Annotated in this window: 8 protein-coding genes and 1 tRNA gene; 6 read left to right on the forward strand and 3 right to left on the reverse strand. The window is 59.1% G+C overall.

Going from position 1 to position 14,509, the window contains the following annotated elements; genetic code table 11:
* The first annotated feature begins 272 nt into the window (after positions 1-272).
* Complete coding sequence (locus tag AB2N04_RS09195; RefSeq protein ID WP_367718490.1) at positions 273-977, forward strand: orotate phosphoribosyltransferase; 705 nt, start codon at positions 273-275, stop codon at positions 975-977.
* 182 nt (positions 978-1,159) lie between these two features.
* On the opposite strand, the gene AB2N04_RS09200 is transcribed toward AB2N04_RS09195, so the two are convergent.
* Positions 1,160-3,073 (reverse strand): OmpA family protein, encoded by a 1,914-nt coding sequence (locus AB2N04_RS09200; RefSeq protein WP_367718491.1) that lies wholly within the window; start codon positions 3,071-3,073, stop codon positions 1,160-1,162.
* Between the two features lie 184 nt (positions 3,074-3,257).
* On the opposite strand from AB2N04_RS09200, the gene AB2N04_RS09205 reads away from it, so the two are divergent.
* The 3 genes from AB2N04_RS09205 to AB2N04_RS09215 all read left to right on the forward strand — a co-directional run bounded on the left by AB2N04_RS09205 (position 3,258) and on the right by AB2N04_RS09215 (position 4,638).
* Complete coding sequence (locus AB2N04_RS09205) at positions 3,258-3,707, forward strand: YcgN family cysteine cluster protein (RefSeq protein WP_367718492.1); 450 nt, start codon at positions 3,258-3,260, stop codon at positions 3,705-3,707.
* A gap of 47 nt (positions 3,708-3,754) precedes the next feature.
* Positions 3,755-4,162: a ketosteroid isomerase-related protein gene (locus AB2N04_RS09210; RefSeq protein WP_367718493.1), complete on the forward strand. Its 408-nt coding sequence runs from the start codon at positions 3,755-3,757 to the stop codon at positions 4,160-4,162.
* Between the two features lie 122 nt (positions 4,163-4,284).
* Complete coding sequence (locus tag AB2N04_RS09215; protein ID WP_367718494.1) at positions 4,285-4,638, forward strand: hypothetical protein; 354 nt, start codon at positions 4,285-4,287, stop codon at positions 4,636-4,638.
* Between the two features lie 81 nt (positions 4,639-4,719).
* Here the strand turns inward: AB2N04_RS09215 and AB2N04_RS09220 are convergent, their stop codons facing one another.
* Positions 4,720-5,448 (reverse strand): SIMPL domain-containing protein, encoded by a 729-nt coding sequence (locus tag AB2N04_RS09220; protein ID WP_367718495.1) that lies wholly within the window; start codon positions 5,446-5,448, stop codon positions 4,720-4,722.
* 110 nt (positions 5,449-5,558) lie between these two features.
* Between AB2N04_RS09220 and AB2N04_RS09225 the strand changes: the two genes are divergently transcribed.
* Together AB2N04_RS09225 and AB2N04_RS09230 are read left to right on the forward strand one after the other, a co-directional pair.
* A tRNA-Ile gene (locus tag AB2N04_RS09225) sits at positions 5,559-5,635 on the forward strand.
* A 715-nt stretch (positions 5,636-6,350) separates the two neighbouring features.
* Positions 6,351-10,769, forward strand: coding sequence for an isopeptide-forming domain-containing fimbrial protein (locus AB2N04_RS09230; protein ID WP_367718496.1), 4,419 nt, complete (start codon positions 6,351-6,353; stop codon positions 10,767-10,769).
* An 86-nt stretch (positions 10,770-10,855) separates the two neighbouring features.
* On the opposite strand, the gene AB2N04_RS09235 is transcribed toward AB2N04_RS09230, so the two are convergent.
* Positions 10,856-14,494: a hypothetical protein gene (locus tag AB2N04_RS09235; protein WP_367718497.1), complete on the reverse strand. Its 3,639-nt coding sequence runs from the start codon at positions 14,492-14,494 to the stop codon at positions 10,856-10,858.
* Positions 14,495-14,509 lie beyond the last annotated feature (15 nt).

Genomic DNA, 14,509 nt, shown 5'->3' on the forward strand with positions numbered 1-14,509 from the left:
TGCACGCGCCGACGCTTGGCGAGCACGGCATCATCTTCCTCCCGCGACCAAGACATGACCAGATCTTCATTGTGGTAGCAGAGAATTGTGTAGAGCATGCTGGTTCCTTTCCTGTTTGAATGACGGGCAAGGATGTTGCATGTCGACAGGCGTCGTCGAGAAAATTTTGGTGCGGATGGCGCAAAGCCATCCACCGGAATATTGTCTGAAAAACTTCCTACGGGCGCTCAATCCTGATAGCTGAAAGCCGCGTCACCAAACGAGAGCCAGCCATGTTCGCCAACACATTCCCCGACCGCGCCCTGATTGCCGAGACCGTGGCCAAGATGCTGATCGAGATCAAAGCGGTCCATTTTCGCGCCGACGAGCCCTATACCTTCACCTCCGGATTGAAGAGCCCGGTCTATATCGATTGCCGAAAGCTCATCTCCTATCCGCGCATTCGTTCGGCAATCATGGACTTCGCGGCATCAGTTGTGCTTCGCGATGCAGGCTTCGAGAAATTCGATGCCGTGGCTGGCGGAGAGACGGCAGGCATTCCGTTTGCCGCCTGGCTGTCCGACAAGCTCGGTCTGCCGATGCTGTATGTTCGCAAGAAGCCCAAGGGTTTCGGTCGCGACGCACAGATCGAAGGCGACCTTACCGAAGGAGCCCGGCTTCTACTGGTGGAGGATCTGACCACCGATGGCGGCAGCAAGTTGAAATTTGCCGAGGCCGTGCGCAAGGCCGGGGCGGAAGTGACGGATACCTTCGCGGTGTTCTACTATGGCATTTTCCCCGATACGCCAAAGCGCCTGGAGGATGCTGGCATGCGTCTTCACTATCTGACGACCTGGTGGGATGTTCTGCAGGTTGCGCGCGCCGAACGGCTGTTTGACGAGAAAACCCTTGATGAGGTGGAAAAATTCCTCAATCGACCTTTGGAATGGTCGGCTGCCAATGGCGGCATTTCAGAGCTTGGAGAAAAGGCCGGCTAATCTGAGAGTGGAGCTTCTGGTCGCCTCGGTGACCATCGGAAAGAAGAAGCGACGGTTCGCCCGGGCGGAACCGTCGCTTCTTTTTTGCGGATTTCAAAAGCCCGGCCGGAGGAGGGAGCATCCGGCCGGGCTCCTTTCGCCCGCCCGACCAAGCGGGCATGGGGCAAAAAGCTGCTACACCGTTAGTTAGCGCTGGCGATCGGTGCGACAAGCGGGGTGATGCGTCGCAGGGCGACGCGCCGGTTCTCACGCTCGCGTTTCTGGGTATCGATTTTCAGATACCGCTCACCATACCCCTGGGTGACGAGATTTTCCGGCGGGATACCGAAGACGTCTGTCAGGGCACGGGCGACGGATTCTGCGCGTCGGTCCGACAGCGCGAGATTGGCGAGGTCCGAGCCCACGGCATCCGTATGTCCCTCGATGAGGAAGGTTTCAGCCGGGTTTTGCTCCAGCATACGCTCGATCGCCGTGGCAATCGCCTCCAGCTCATCGATTTCGCTTTCGCCGATATTTGCCGAACCGAAGGCGAATTCGATCGTATCCAAATCGATCCGGCGGACCATATCCCGCACGCGGGCCGAACGCTTGACCTCTTCAAGTGAATACATGCGCTGCACCCGTTCGACAGGGGGCTTGCCGAGGAAGGTGTAATAGCGATCGGGGTCCTCCACGCGTTCTGCTTCGAGGATGTAGTCGCTCACCGGTATGCTCAGCCTTAGCGGGGGCAGGTCACGGGCCGGATCGTGCCAGCGATCAACCGTTTCCAGACGCTCTTCGGGCACGAAGACAAGCACCTGTTCGCGGCCCTCCGGAGCGACGCGAACCCGGCGGATAACGTCACCATATCGGTTTCGAACGGTTATCAGGCGTACTCCATCGGGGCGCGTGATGACCTCGCGCACACGCCCGCGCGGCAGTTCCTCGTAATAGACATCGTCTCCCTCGCGAATGAGGCGATCGCTGTCGGGGCTTTCGACAAAGATCTGATTGTCGATCTGGACGATCGTGCGGTTGTCGTTGAATTCACGCACCACCTCGGCATCCTCGCGGCGCTGGCGCAGGTCACGCCTGCGCTCGCGGCGGTCCTCACGCGTCGCGCCCATTTCAATCCGCTCACCCTGTTCTTCGATGAGGTTTCGAATTTCTTTGCGTAGCGTTTCGGGGTCCACAACGTCGACCTGAGCTTCGGCGTCGTCTTCCGGAACCGGGTCCGGAACAGTGGCTTCTTCCGTCGCGGCAGCCGGATCTGCCGGTTGATCGGTGCCTTTCGGTGAGGTTGGTGCTGCAGCATCCACCTCTGGTCCTTTCTGGCTATCGAGAACAGGCGCGGCGTTTTCGGGAAGAGTTTCCGTCTCCGCGGCTTCCTCATCTGCTTCGCCGACGGCGTCGTTCACAGGGGAAGCGGCAGCGGGAGTTTCGGGGGTCGGTTCCTCCTGCTCACCGGTATCGACCGGCTTGCCTCCGGCCTGGTTCGGGGTCGCAGATTCACTTCTCTCACCTGTTGCGGTGGATGCATCTTCATCCGGGGCTGCTGCATCTGTTTCATCTTCCGCCGGGCTGGGAGCCTGCTCTTCTTCCGGGAGCGCCTCATCCGCTGCTTCCGTCTGTTCGGGCGGTTGCTGCGGGGCAGGGGCGCTTTCGGGCAGCACTTCTTCCGCCGGAGCGTTTTCATCTTCGGAGGAAGGTATCGGTTCGGCAGTGGGCTGCTCTGCGTCAGGCGTGGGCTTTGTCGGCGCGGTCCCTGCTTCGGGTACGGTTTCAATTTCAGGTTCGGGTTGCGCAGGAGGCTCTTCTGCCGGAACCTCTGTTTCGGGCGTCTGCGTGCTGTCGGGCGTGTCGTCCGCCCGGCCGCGCGCTTTGCCACGTCCTTTCTCGCTGGCGGGTGCACCCGTTTTTTCGCTCTGGCGTTCGCGCTCGCGTTTCTTCAGAAGGGCGCGCCAGGCTTCTTCCGACATGCCCTCGGGCTTTTCGGCCTGCGCCAGCATCACGCCGGCGTTGGGCTGGATTGCCTGGGCGTTCTGTACTGCCAGCGGAGCGGCGGCAATGAGCAATCCGAGTGCGGTTGTGGTCATGATTCGCTGTCGCGTCGTCATTTGTTCTCTCCTGTTTGCACGCGTCCCATCGCCGCCTAAACCGCTTCGTTGGAATTCGGTTCCCCAGCTTGCGCGATTGAAACCAAAACGTGCGGAAACGTGGCGCCGAAGTGTCGCGAGTGCGGCAAAAACACGGGAGGCGCCAGCGCTTGACGCGCGATGCATGACGGTCCAAAGCTCGCATATGACGACGAAGGAATTCTGGAAAACCAAGACGCTTGCGGAGCTGAGCGACCGGCAATGGGAGGCTTTGTGCGACGGCTGTGGCAAATGCTGTCTTGCCAAGCTTGAGGATGAAGAAACCGGCGAGATATACTGGACAAGTGTGGGGTGTAGGCTCTTCAACGGCGAAACGTGCCGATGCAGCGACTATGAGAACCGGCTGAAACGCGTTCCGGACTGCGTGCGCCTGACGCCGGAAAATGTCGCTACCATCCCGTGGCTGCCAAGCACCTGTGGCTATCGGCTTGTGGCAGAGGGCAAGGATCTGCCGTGGTGGCATCCCCTCGTTTCAGGTGATCCTGACACAGTTCACGAGGCAGGAATTTCCATCCGCGGGCGCGTAGAGGCAAGCGAAGATGAACTGGTGGATGCAGAAGACTACTTCTCCTTCATTTTCGATGAGGAACCATAGGGCAATTGTCCGAACTGGACCGTGGGCTGATCAGCAGGGAGCAAAGCATGGCGAATGACGAGACGCGCGCTTTGGTGCAATCCTATCTGGAAGCGCTCAATGCAAGGGATATGGATGCCGCGCTGGCGCTGGTGGGCGAGGATGTGGCACATGATCCGTTTGAGGGAGAGCGCGAGATAGGCCGCGAAAAACTGCGCTGGCGCCTGGGGCGGGAAGCGCTTCATTTCGATCAAAGTTTCTCGGACATTGTCGTGATGGTCGCGTCGGGAGGAGGCCGTGCCGCGGCCGAATTCACGGTTCGGGGTGTCTATCACAAAAGCGCCGAGAACCTTCCATCGGCGGAAGGACAGAGCTACGCCCTTTCCGGTGGGATGTTTTTCGAGATCGACGAGGGCAGGATCACGCGGATCAGCGAGCACCGAAACCACTTGCAGTGGCGCGCCGCGCTGGGGTGAACGGGCTGAACGACGGATGAACGGTGTGTTCGCAGACCGTTCAGGGCTGTTTTGACATTGTGCTCTCCATGCCGGGCCCGGAACGGTTCGGATTGGCATTCAGACCAGATCAGGAGAGCAAAATGTTTCACACACTCAAGATCGCGACGCTTTCAGCGATGATCGGGCTCGGCACGCTGGCTGCCGCTCCCACCGCTGCCCAGGCAGACAGCCTCTATTTCGGCTTTGGTATCGGCGGCCCTTCGGGCGGATACGTCTACGGCAATAGCGGCCGGTCCTACCGTTCCGAGCGCCCGCGCCGGCATTACCGCACCTGCACTGCGCGCCAGGCGGTGCGCAAGGCGAAGCGGTTTGGTCTGCGCCGGGCACGTGTCGTGCGTGCAAACCGCAACATCATTCGCGTGGTTGGGCGCACTCATTGGGGGCGCGAGCACATCGTTTTTGCACGTGCGCCACGCTGTCCGGTCATTCGCTGATTCTTGCAGCCGGACGGCCGCGAACAGAAAAGCCGCCGGCTGATGCCGGCGGCTTGCTTCTCACGGCGGCCGATAAAGGTTCTACCGGTTGATCTCGAAGGTTACGTTGACCTGCACCTGGTAGCTGTTTTCACCCGCTTCCACCGGCACCGCTTCTGCGGTGGCCTGCATGCGAATGGCCCTGCCGGCATATGGCATTGGGGGCTGCTGCTGCACCTGCTCTGACATTTCGACAATATCCCCCAGCTTTACCCCCGCTGCCTCCGCCAGCGTTTTGGCCTTGTCCATGGCGTTCTGAACCGCACGCTTGCGAGCCTCGGTCAGCGTTTCCGATGGGCCTGAGTTGGTGAAGCTCAGTCCTCCACCTTGATTGACCCCAAGCGTAACGGATCTATCAAGAATTGCACCGACCCGGTCGAGTTCCCGGATGCGAACCGTCAGTCTGTTGCCGACCTCATATCCAATGATGCGTGGTGTCTTCTCGTCGTTCTTTTCGTTCGGATAAACATAGCGGGGGCTGATCGAAAGACCGCCCGTCTGCAGATCGCGCGGTTCGATGCCGTCTTTCTTCATGGCTTCGATGACGGCCGCCATTGCTTCATTGTTCGCATCGAGCGCCTCCCGTGCTGTCTCCCCTTCGCGGACGACGGCAATTGTGAGGATGGCCATATCTGGGGTGACGACAGCTTCTCCCTCACCGGTCACGACTATTCTCGCGCTGGCTTCACTGGCGCAGGCGGGCGCAGCGCCGAAAAGGGCGGCAGCCAGCATGGGGGCAGCGATAGCGGTAGGGAGGATGGATCTGTGCATGAAAAGCTCCTTTTGCGATGTCCCGCCGGTGTACCTATTCGGGGATTGTGTATCGATTGCGGCAACATGACTTGTGCAGCAGTGAAAAAGCAATTAATCCAACCTGCGCTGGGCCTGTAGCTCAATTGGTCAGAGCCGGCGGCTCATAACCGCTTGGTTGGGGGTTCGAGTCCCTCCGGGCCCACCAGTGATTTCTCAATTATCGCTCATTGGTTGAGTTTTTCCCCTAAATCTCGAACTGCCTCATTCGGTGTTCGTTTCATCCGAAGTGCTAACTACTGGCATTTTTCTTGACCTATTTTTTGAAGGTTATTCTGCTCATTTTTTCTGTTCTTTGCTTCGTGCCTGAAGCAAAGGCTCAAATTGGTGTCGGGTTCAATGATAATTACATAAGGACTTATGTCCTCGGAGAGGATCTTGGGCAGAGGGAATTGGTTCGTTGCCCAGAAGGTCAAATGCCGAGTGGTGCAGCCCATCGTGACAAATTTAGGCGATATGTTGGAGATGTAATGGAGGGAATGACAGGATATATTGGAATTTATTGCAGTAAAGTAAAAATTAGAAATGATAGAGTTATAGAGATAACGCGAATTTCAGAGGGTAGGGATCCGGATATTGATGGGAGAAGGTATGATAATCTTCATAGCTTTGACAATAGGTTGATATGCGAAGGAACGCAAATATTTGCGAAGTTGACAGCGCACATTAGAAGTACTGTTCCTGGAAAGTATTGGCCGTCGACTACTCGTACTTTGTGCGATCCAATTGACCTTATGAGTGAATTTGGCGATTGGTTGATGAGTTCACGAGTACCTGGATTCCTAAGTAGCCTGGGAATTCAAGAATCCAACGCTCGACATATGATCGCCGAGGCAGGCTGCTCTGGTCGAGGGGAATATACAATGGCTTTTGCGCCGCAATATGGTGAGCATGGTTATGAGGGTCTTGTTGGATTCTGTGCGGACATTCAGCAAGCACGCCACTCCGCTGCTTTGATTTTCTCCAACTTTGGCTGGGACAAGACCCTGGGGACTACGGGCTGGCGTATCGACCTGACCAGAAACGGTGTGCTGCTGGAAAGCGATGATGGATTGTCAGGCGAGAACAAAAAGCCATATTTGTCGCTTGAGGAGAATCATGAAACGGTTTTTCTGGGAGAACATGAGGAGTTTGTGTGGCCCAATACTGGATATGGCGCCCGTATCTCGAACCGCCCTGCAGGAATTCCTGATAAAAGCTTTTTACTGGATGGTGATTGTCTCGAGGGGCGCGAACTCAAGCAAAAGGAAGACAAAAGCTGCAGTCTGACGGTTACGGGTCTTCCCGATTTGTCGGTCTCCCTCGTCACGCCGTCCGAACCCTACCAGGGTGTTGGCGAGACCCAGAACATCACAGTTTTGGCAACAAATCTTGGTGCCGGAGCGGTATTTCGGAATGACGAGTATGCGCTGAAAGTGACGGTCCCGACCGGCTGGACCGCTCAAACAGTGGATGGATGCGCGGTATCCGGACAGGTTGTCACCTGTGCAATCGACAGTTCAGTTGCAGCATCAAGTTCACATGGATCCTCGGGTGGACAGGTTGAATTTACAATACCCCTGACCGTGAATTTGGAAAGCTCTTCGGGTACCTACTCCATCAACGCTTCGCTTGATCGTTCGGCCCCTGCTGATGACGACAATCCTGCAAACGACGACTATGAGACCGAGAACGACCAGGCAACAAGCACCATAAAACTCCAGAAGCGGCCGTCGTTGACAGTCAGAAAAACCACGTTCGATGATGTTGGCTCTTTCACCATCACCGGCAACAATGGCTGGGAAGAGGAGACAATAACCACCACCGAACCTGGCGTTGCCGTGCGCGGAAGAACGCAGATCCTTTCGGAAGCGAACGTTGAAACGACTATCACGGAAACATTGCCGCCCAACTGGGTGCTTCACGATGTGATTTGCCTCAGCATGGGAGAAGGCGGGACTGTCAGTTTCAATGAGAACTCGTTCACGCTTTCCGCCAAAGCCGTAGCCGCTGATACCGATATTCAGTGCTCCTTCGTGAATCACAAGATCGTTTTGACGACCTCCAAAGCCTCCAGCATTGGGGATGGTGTCGGCGTTCAGGCTGGCGACAAAATCACCTACACGCTCAAGACCACGGTAAAAGGCGGTACGACGCAGGAAAAATTAAGCCTTACGGACACGCTGGGTGATGGGCTCGAATTCGACGGCATTGTAGATGCAGGACCGTTTCAAACCGATGTTTCCAAAGCGCCAGAACTCTCCTTCACGCTACCGGCCGGCGCGGCAGTCGGCACGCATAGCATAACGTACAGAGCCACCGTGCTTGCAGATGCGTCTGGGCCCGTTTCGAACAGTGCGACTGCGGATATCGGGGAATGCAACCCGTGTAAGACTTCGAATCCTCTGATTGAGATCAAGTCATCGAAATCCTCGGATGTTGGAAATGGGGTTGCCGTCCAGGCTGGCGACATTATCACCTACACGCTGACGGCCGTAATCGCCAATGGCTCCCTGTCGCGGGATCTGCAGTTGAAGGATACTCTGGGTGAGGGGCTCGATTTCGACAAAGTGGTGGAGCCTGGCCCGTTTGTCGCCAACACTTCGCTCGCACCTGTTCTTTCCTTCACGCTACCGGCGGGGACAGGTGCTGGCACATACCATGTGAAATATACGGCAAGGGTTCGCGATAATGCTGCCGGAAGCGTTTCAAACCGCGCGCGGGCGGACGCGGGCGAATGCGATCCCTGCATGATGTCGAATCCATTGATCACGCTCAAAACGTCCAAAGTCTCTGATGTTGGAGACACAGCAGGCGTTCAGGCAGGTGACACAATTACCTACACACTGTCAGCTGAGGTGAGTGGGGGCACGACGTCGCGTGTGCTGGTATTGACGGATACGCTGGGTGCTGGGCTGGATTTTGGCAGCGTGGTGGATGCTGGCGCGTTCGAGGCCGATACTTCCGGTGCTCCGGTTCTTTCTTTCAGTTTGCCTGCAGGGACGGAGGCCGGCACCTACCCTGTGACTTATACGGCAACGGTGCGCCCGGATGCCTCGGGAAGCGTTTCCAACACCGCCACCTCTGAGTTGGGGGAGTGCGACCCCTGCACGACGTCGAGCCCGCTTGTGGTGCTGAAATCCTCGAAAAGCTCGGATGTGGGCGATGGTTCGAATGTCAATCCCGGAGACACGATCACGTACACCCTGACAACCAAAGTCAGCGGCGGTGCAACCACGCAGGAACTGCTCGTGGAAGACATGCTGGGGGCCGGGCTCGCCTTCGGGCGTGTTGTCGATCCCGGACCATTCCTTGTGGATGCCTCCGATCTCCCAACCGTTGCGTTCCGATTGCCCAAGGATACTTCGCCGGGCACTTACAGTGCGAGCTACACTGCTTCAGTGGCTGAAGATGCATCCGGAGCGCTGCTGAATGTGGTGCGCGTTGACAGTGGAACATGCAGTCCCTGCTCGACGCAGCATTATGTGTCCGGCGACGTGTCAATATCCAAATCGCTCGTGCATGAAACCGGCGCCATAAAGGGAAATGCGGAACCTGGCGAAAGACTGACTTTCGAAATCGAACTCAGCAATGCGGGGAGTGAAGTCGACGATTTTTCCCTGCTCGACCAGCTTGATGTCAACATGCGATTTGTGGGGGCGAGCGACGGAGGCCGACATGCCGATGGTCGCATCACCTGGTCTGGCCTTACGGTGCCGGGCCGCAAGGACGGTGTGGATGGAACAAAGACAGTGACCGTGGAGGTTGACGTTGCGGATTCGATTTCTGGTGGTGCAGAGAGCATCGCGAACCTTGTAAAGCACCCCGGAGCCGGCGATCCGGATTGCCCTTCGGCCCAGTGTGTGGTGTTGCCGACGCGCTTCTCTGAATTTCGAATGACGATGTCGGGGGAATATATCGATCTGGATGGCAATGGCATTGCGACGCCCGGTGATGTGATCCGATATCACTATCAGGTCGTCAACAACGGGACGTTCGACCTTCACGACGTTACCATCGAAAATGATGGTCCGACGTTCAACGGAAGCAGGGCCGGGCGAGTTATCCCGCCTGTTTCTCCGGCAGCGACGTCGATCAAGGCTGGTGACACTGCTGAGTTTGTCGTTTCGTATGTTCTTACCCAAACGGATATTGACAACGCTTCCGGTCAGATCGGAGCTGTCGTAAATTCGGCGACTGCGACGGGTATAAATGAGGAGAGCCCTGGTGAGCCGCAAAGGCTTCATTCCAACCGTGAACTGATTGAACTCACCATTCCAGCAGGTGCCGGACGCCTTGCACTCAGCAAGATCGCAGATCCGCCGTTCATTCGTCCTGGCGAACCCGCTTCCTTCATCATCCGCCTGGCAAACAACAACGACGCTGCGATAAAGCACCTTCAAATAACGGATGTGCTACCGGTCGGTTTCCGCTTTGTGTCGGGATCCGCATGGGTTGACGGTGTCCCAGTCAGGCCGATCATCGATGGACGGTCCATTCATTTCAAGGACCTGTCAGTAGGGCGCGGGACGGTCCTCGAAATAAGACTGACTGCAAATGCACTGGCATCGGCTGCTCTGGGAGAGCATGTGAACTCGGCATTCCTGCTGGACAGAACCGGAAAACGATTGCCACCTGCCGCCAGTGCACAAATTCGTCTTTCCAAGGCACCGACTTTCAGCTGCGGAGACATTATTGGCCGCGTGTTCGATGATCGCAACCGGAATGGTTATCCTGATGCCGGAGAACGGGGCTTGCCTGGCGTGCGCCTCGCCAGTGTTGAGGGGCAACTGGTCATCACCGACAAGTCAGGAGGCTTCCACATAGCCTGTGCTGCGATGCCTGCCGAGCGGCGGGGAATGAGCTTCGTGGTGAAACTCGACGAAAGAACGCTGCCAACCGGTTATGCATTGACGACGGAACGGTCGAGAGTTGTCAGGCTCACATCGGGAAAGACGACGAAGATCAACTTCGGCGCTTCAATCTCGAGGGTCGTCGATCTCGAACTCGAGGATGCGGCTTTTGAGCCGGGCACACATGTTCTAAGGCGAAACTGGCTCAGGCGGCTCGATCAATTGATCTCGTTGCTGGAGAAAGAACCCTCTCTACTGCGAATTCGCTACATCGGAGGTACTGGTCGCAGGGGAGAAGCTGCAAGGCGCATCGACAGTGTGCAGAGCTTGATACTCCAGCGCTGGCGATCGCGCGGCAATCGTCAAAGGCTGAAGGTCAAAACGCAGGTGCTTCTGCAAGACGTCGAACCGGAACGGCGTATACAGCCGGAGGCCGAAGGTTTCCGTTAACCCGCAGTCGCTTGAAGCACGGTGTGCACCCTGAACGAAAAAGCCCGCCGGGGCATGCCGGCGGGCTGTGAGTTTGTTGCATCCAGCTACTGGAGCTGGTTGCTCCTGTCGCGCGGCCGCAGGATCTGCGGATTGATGCGCAGCGGGCGATCAAGCTGTTGCCGGGGCACCCGGTTGACCGGCGGTGTCACGCGGATCTGCCGGCAGTTCGGATATTTTCCCGTTGTGCCCTGCGGGCAGCGACGCTGCACGACCGGGCGGCAGTTCGGGAACGTTCCCGTTGTGCCGCGTGGGCAGCGGGGCCGCACGATGGGCGCGCAGTTGGGATAGCGACCCGTCGTTCCCGGCGGGCACTGACGCTGCACCTCCGGCTTGCGGCAGGCTCCGGCCACCAGACGCGTTCCGCGCGGACAGACGCAGCGTCCGTCCTGGGTGCGGATCATGCCCGGAAGCAGGCGGCACTGCTGGCGGATCGGCCGGCAGTTGGGCGGCGTTCCCGTCGTGCCACGTGGGCATTCGCGCTGGACCTGCGGCTTGACGCAGCGACCGTTGCGAAGCCGTGTTCCACGCGGGCAGATGCAGCGACCGTCGCGCGTGCGGATCTGGCCCGGCAGGAGCCGGCATTGGGGCCGGGGATCGGCTTGTGGCTGGGGCTGGGGCCGTGGGTTTGACTGCGGCTTCGGATCGGGCTCACGCGGCGGTGTTGGCCGGGGCGTGGGCAGCGGAACCGGAGCGGTCTGCGTGCCGACGCACTGGCCATTGCGGAAGGTGGTGCCTTCCGGACAGACACAGCGCCCGGCATTGTTGAGAACGAGACCCGGCGAACACTGCTGGTCTTCTTCCTCATCCGCCAGAACCGTGAAGTCGTGGCAGTCATAGGCGCGGCCATCTCCAGCACCATCTGGCGCACCGGAGAGGGAGGGCGCGGTGCGCACATCCGCTTCACGGTCGATCACGGCAGCACAGTTTCGACCGTTCGCACCATTGCCCACCTCGTTGGCGAGGCCACCATCTTCCGGCAACTCGACAACAACCTCATGCGTGCGGCTTTCGCCACTTGCAAGGGTGAGGTCGGCTTCGCAGGCGAAGGGAAGCTCGGTCGGTTCGGGCGAACAGCCGAAGGGCGGGTTCACCGAAACGATCCGGGCCGGTACGCCGCCAAAGCCTTCGACCCGAAGCGCATCGCCGATGCGAACCTGACCGGAGATCGATGACGGACCTTCGTTGCGGATGGTGATCTGGAACGTGCAGGGCTGGCCAAGGAGGCACTCGGCATCGCCGGTCTTTTCGACCGAGATCTGCGTGCCGCCCTGAGCACAGGCCTCGCCGATGGGATAGACGATGTCGTCTCCCGGAGCCGGGCCGAAGGAACCGCGTGCGCAGTTCTCGAACCGCTCATTGGGCGAGACATTGACCGTCACATCGAAGTGCCGCGCGGTTCCGGGCGTCATGACGGCGCCGGGAATCTCGCAGGTGAGACTGGCCGCAGGCACCGCGCCGCAAGACCATTCCGGACCGTCAGGTGTGACAGTCTGGATATCGACCGGTGCACCGCTGCCGATAATCTCGGCCGCGTCATTGACGCGAACCGGGCCGACCGGTGCTGCCGTTCCGGCATTGCTGACCGTGATGCGGCAGGCCACACCTTCGGCGAGCGACACGGAAGGTTCGCAGGTCTTCTGGATGCGCATTTGCGGCTGGCCGCCCGGAATGCCCGGTATGGTCGCCGTCGCACAGACCTCGTTGTTGGCGAGATTGGTTTCGCCATCAAGCGCGGTCACTTTCGCGCAATTCTCGACTTCGTTCGTCGGATAGTCTTCGACGATTGTGGTCACGAGAATGTCGGTCATTGCGCCTGGCACAAGGTTCAGGCCCGGATGATCGCACTGGAACGTGTTGCCGGCGAGCGGCGCGCACGACCAGGGTGGAGAGGGGCTGAACGATGCCGAAGCGACATCGCCGGCCGGGAACGTGTCCACGAAGCTGACGGGGCCGTTGATCGGCGTGGCACCGGCATTGATGATGGTGACGACATAGGTGCAAAGACCGTCGGGCGTGCAGACCGAAGGTTCTGCGCGCTTGCGCACGGCGATGTCCGGAATATCGTTCTCCGGCGGCGTGCAGGCCGGATCGCTCGGCAGGCAGATCGCGATTGTTGCGCAGGCCTTGTCGTTGGTCGGATCACCGAACGGATCCTTGCCGCTGGCCGTGTAGTCATATTCGGCGCAGTTGCGGATCGCGCTCCAGCTCCATGCCGGTCCCGGCTGGAAGCCGAGTTTCAGCTCCACGAATTCGCCCGGGTTGAGCGTCGTTTCGGGGTGCTCGCACGATATGGGGCTTGCCATGGGAACGCAGGTCCACGGAGCGTTGGGTCCCGAGACCACGGCCGCGTTGCCGGGCGTCGTCACCTCATCCAGCACGATCTTGCCGGTGTAAGGTGCGTCACCCGCGTTCGAGACGCGAATGGTGAAATCGCACGAACCGTCGATCTCGCATTCGGCCTCATCGGCGCGCTTCTCAACCTTGATATCCGGCTCGCCTTCATCGTCGGGCGGGCATTCGAGGTCTTCGGGGATTTCAATGTTGACCACCTGTGAACAGCACAGACCGATGCCCTCGGCCGGACCCGCATAGGTCTCGATGCCGGTGACGATCAGATGCACCGTATCGCCGGGCAGTGCGCCGGTGATTTCCCATTCCAGCGTGCCGCCGCCGGCCGGAACGGGCTGGCTCGGCGGATCGATGGTGATGCCGGGTGTGGTCGAGGTGACGGTGACGACATTGCCTGCCATCTCCGGGCCGACATCCATGCGATAGATATAGGCACCGCCGCCGGGAAGGCAGTCCACCTCACCGGTCTCGACCGAGAAACAGGCCTCTTCCGGCCCGTCGCCGGGTGGGGGAGGAGGCGGTGGCGGATCGCAGTCCGTCACGTCGATCGTGATGGTCGTCGGATCGCCAGTCTGCCAGTCGCCATCGTCCGGCAGGGCCGGGTCGTGCGAGGGAATGGTGGCAACAAGCCCGCCGGTTGCCGTGCGGATCACGGCCACATTTGCCTGATTGTCGACATTGGTTGCGGCGGGGAACGCCGCCTGGTCGATCTTTGCCTTGATGGTGATGTCGATGGCGCGCTCGGTCAGGCTGCCGTCGCCGTCGAGATCGGCGGCGGAAAGGTGGAAGTCCGACTGGGTGAGCGTATCATCGAGAGTGGCGGTCGTGCTGATCACATGGGGTGGAACGGCTCCACCGCCCAGACCGATCATGTCGCCGCTGAAACTGGCGTCGACAATCGACAGATTGGCGGGAAGCTGGTCGGTCAGTTCCAGGGTCACGCTGGTCAGAAATGCGTCGAGCCCCGGATGGGCGATCATGTCGGGCGTGCCGCGTACGCCGAAGCGCAGGCGGTATTCCACATAATCGCAATCGAGCTGTCTCCCGCGCTTTTCTAGGAAAGGCGTCAGATCGGGCTCGGTTTCAGGTTCCAGTGGTTCAAGCTCAATACGAGGGCCGTCAACGTCGCCGGGTGTTTCGAGAACCTCAAGGTCCTCGATTGTCCGGTCTTGTGCCCTGGCCTGATCGATGCCGGCAAGCGGTATGAGCGCGGTGGAGAGCGCCATGCCCGCCACCAGCAGCCAGCGCGTCGTGCGCGCTTTTTCTGCAAGGGGTTTCATGATCGTCTCCATGACATTGTTGACCGTGATCCGGTCGGTGGGAAATGTGAACATGATCATCTCTCCCTC

The sequence above is a fragment of the Nitratireductor sp. GISD-1A_MAKvit genome (assembly GCF_040819555.1).
Lineage (GTDB): Bacteria > Pseudomonadota > Alphaproteobacteria > Rhizobiales > Rhizobiaceae > Nitratireductor.

What these genes read in the sequence shown, in the direction of transcription:
- AB2N04_RS09195 (WP_367718490.1), top strand. Translation starts at nt 273, where the DNA reads ATGTTCGCCAACACATTCCCCGACCGCGCCCTGATTGCCGAGACCGTG.
- AB2N04_RS09200 (WP_367718491.1), bottom strand. Translation starts at nt 3,073, where the DNA reads ATGACGACGCGACAGCGAATCATGACCACAACCGCACTCGGATTGCTC.
- AB2N04_RS09205 (WP_367718492.1), top strand. Translation starts at nt 3,258, where the DNA reads ATGACGACGAAGGAATTCTGGAAAACCAAGACGCTTGCGGAGCTGAGC.
- AB2N04_RS09210 (WP_367718493.1), top strand. Translation starts at nt 3,755, where the DNA reads ATGGCGAATGACGAGACGCGCGCTTTGGTGCAATCCTATCTGGAAGCG.
- AB2N04_RS09215 (WP_367718494.1), top strand. Translation starts at nt 4,285, where the DNA reads ATGTTTCACACACTCAAGATCGCGACGCTTTCAGCGATGATCGGGCTC.
- AB2N04_RS09220 (WP_367718495.1), bottom strand. Translation starts at nt 5,448, where the DNA reads ATGCACAGATCCATCCTCCCTACCGCTATCGCTGCCCCCATGCTGGCT.
- AB2N04_RS09230 (WP_367718496.1), top strand. Translation starts at nt 6,351, where the DNA reads ATGGCTTTTGCGCCGCAATATGGTGAGCATGGTTATGAGGGTCTTGTT.
- AB2N04_RS09235 (WP_367718497.1), bottom strand. Translation starts at nt 14,494, where the DNA reads ATGTTCACATTTCCCACCGACCGGATCACGGTCAACAATGTCATGGAG.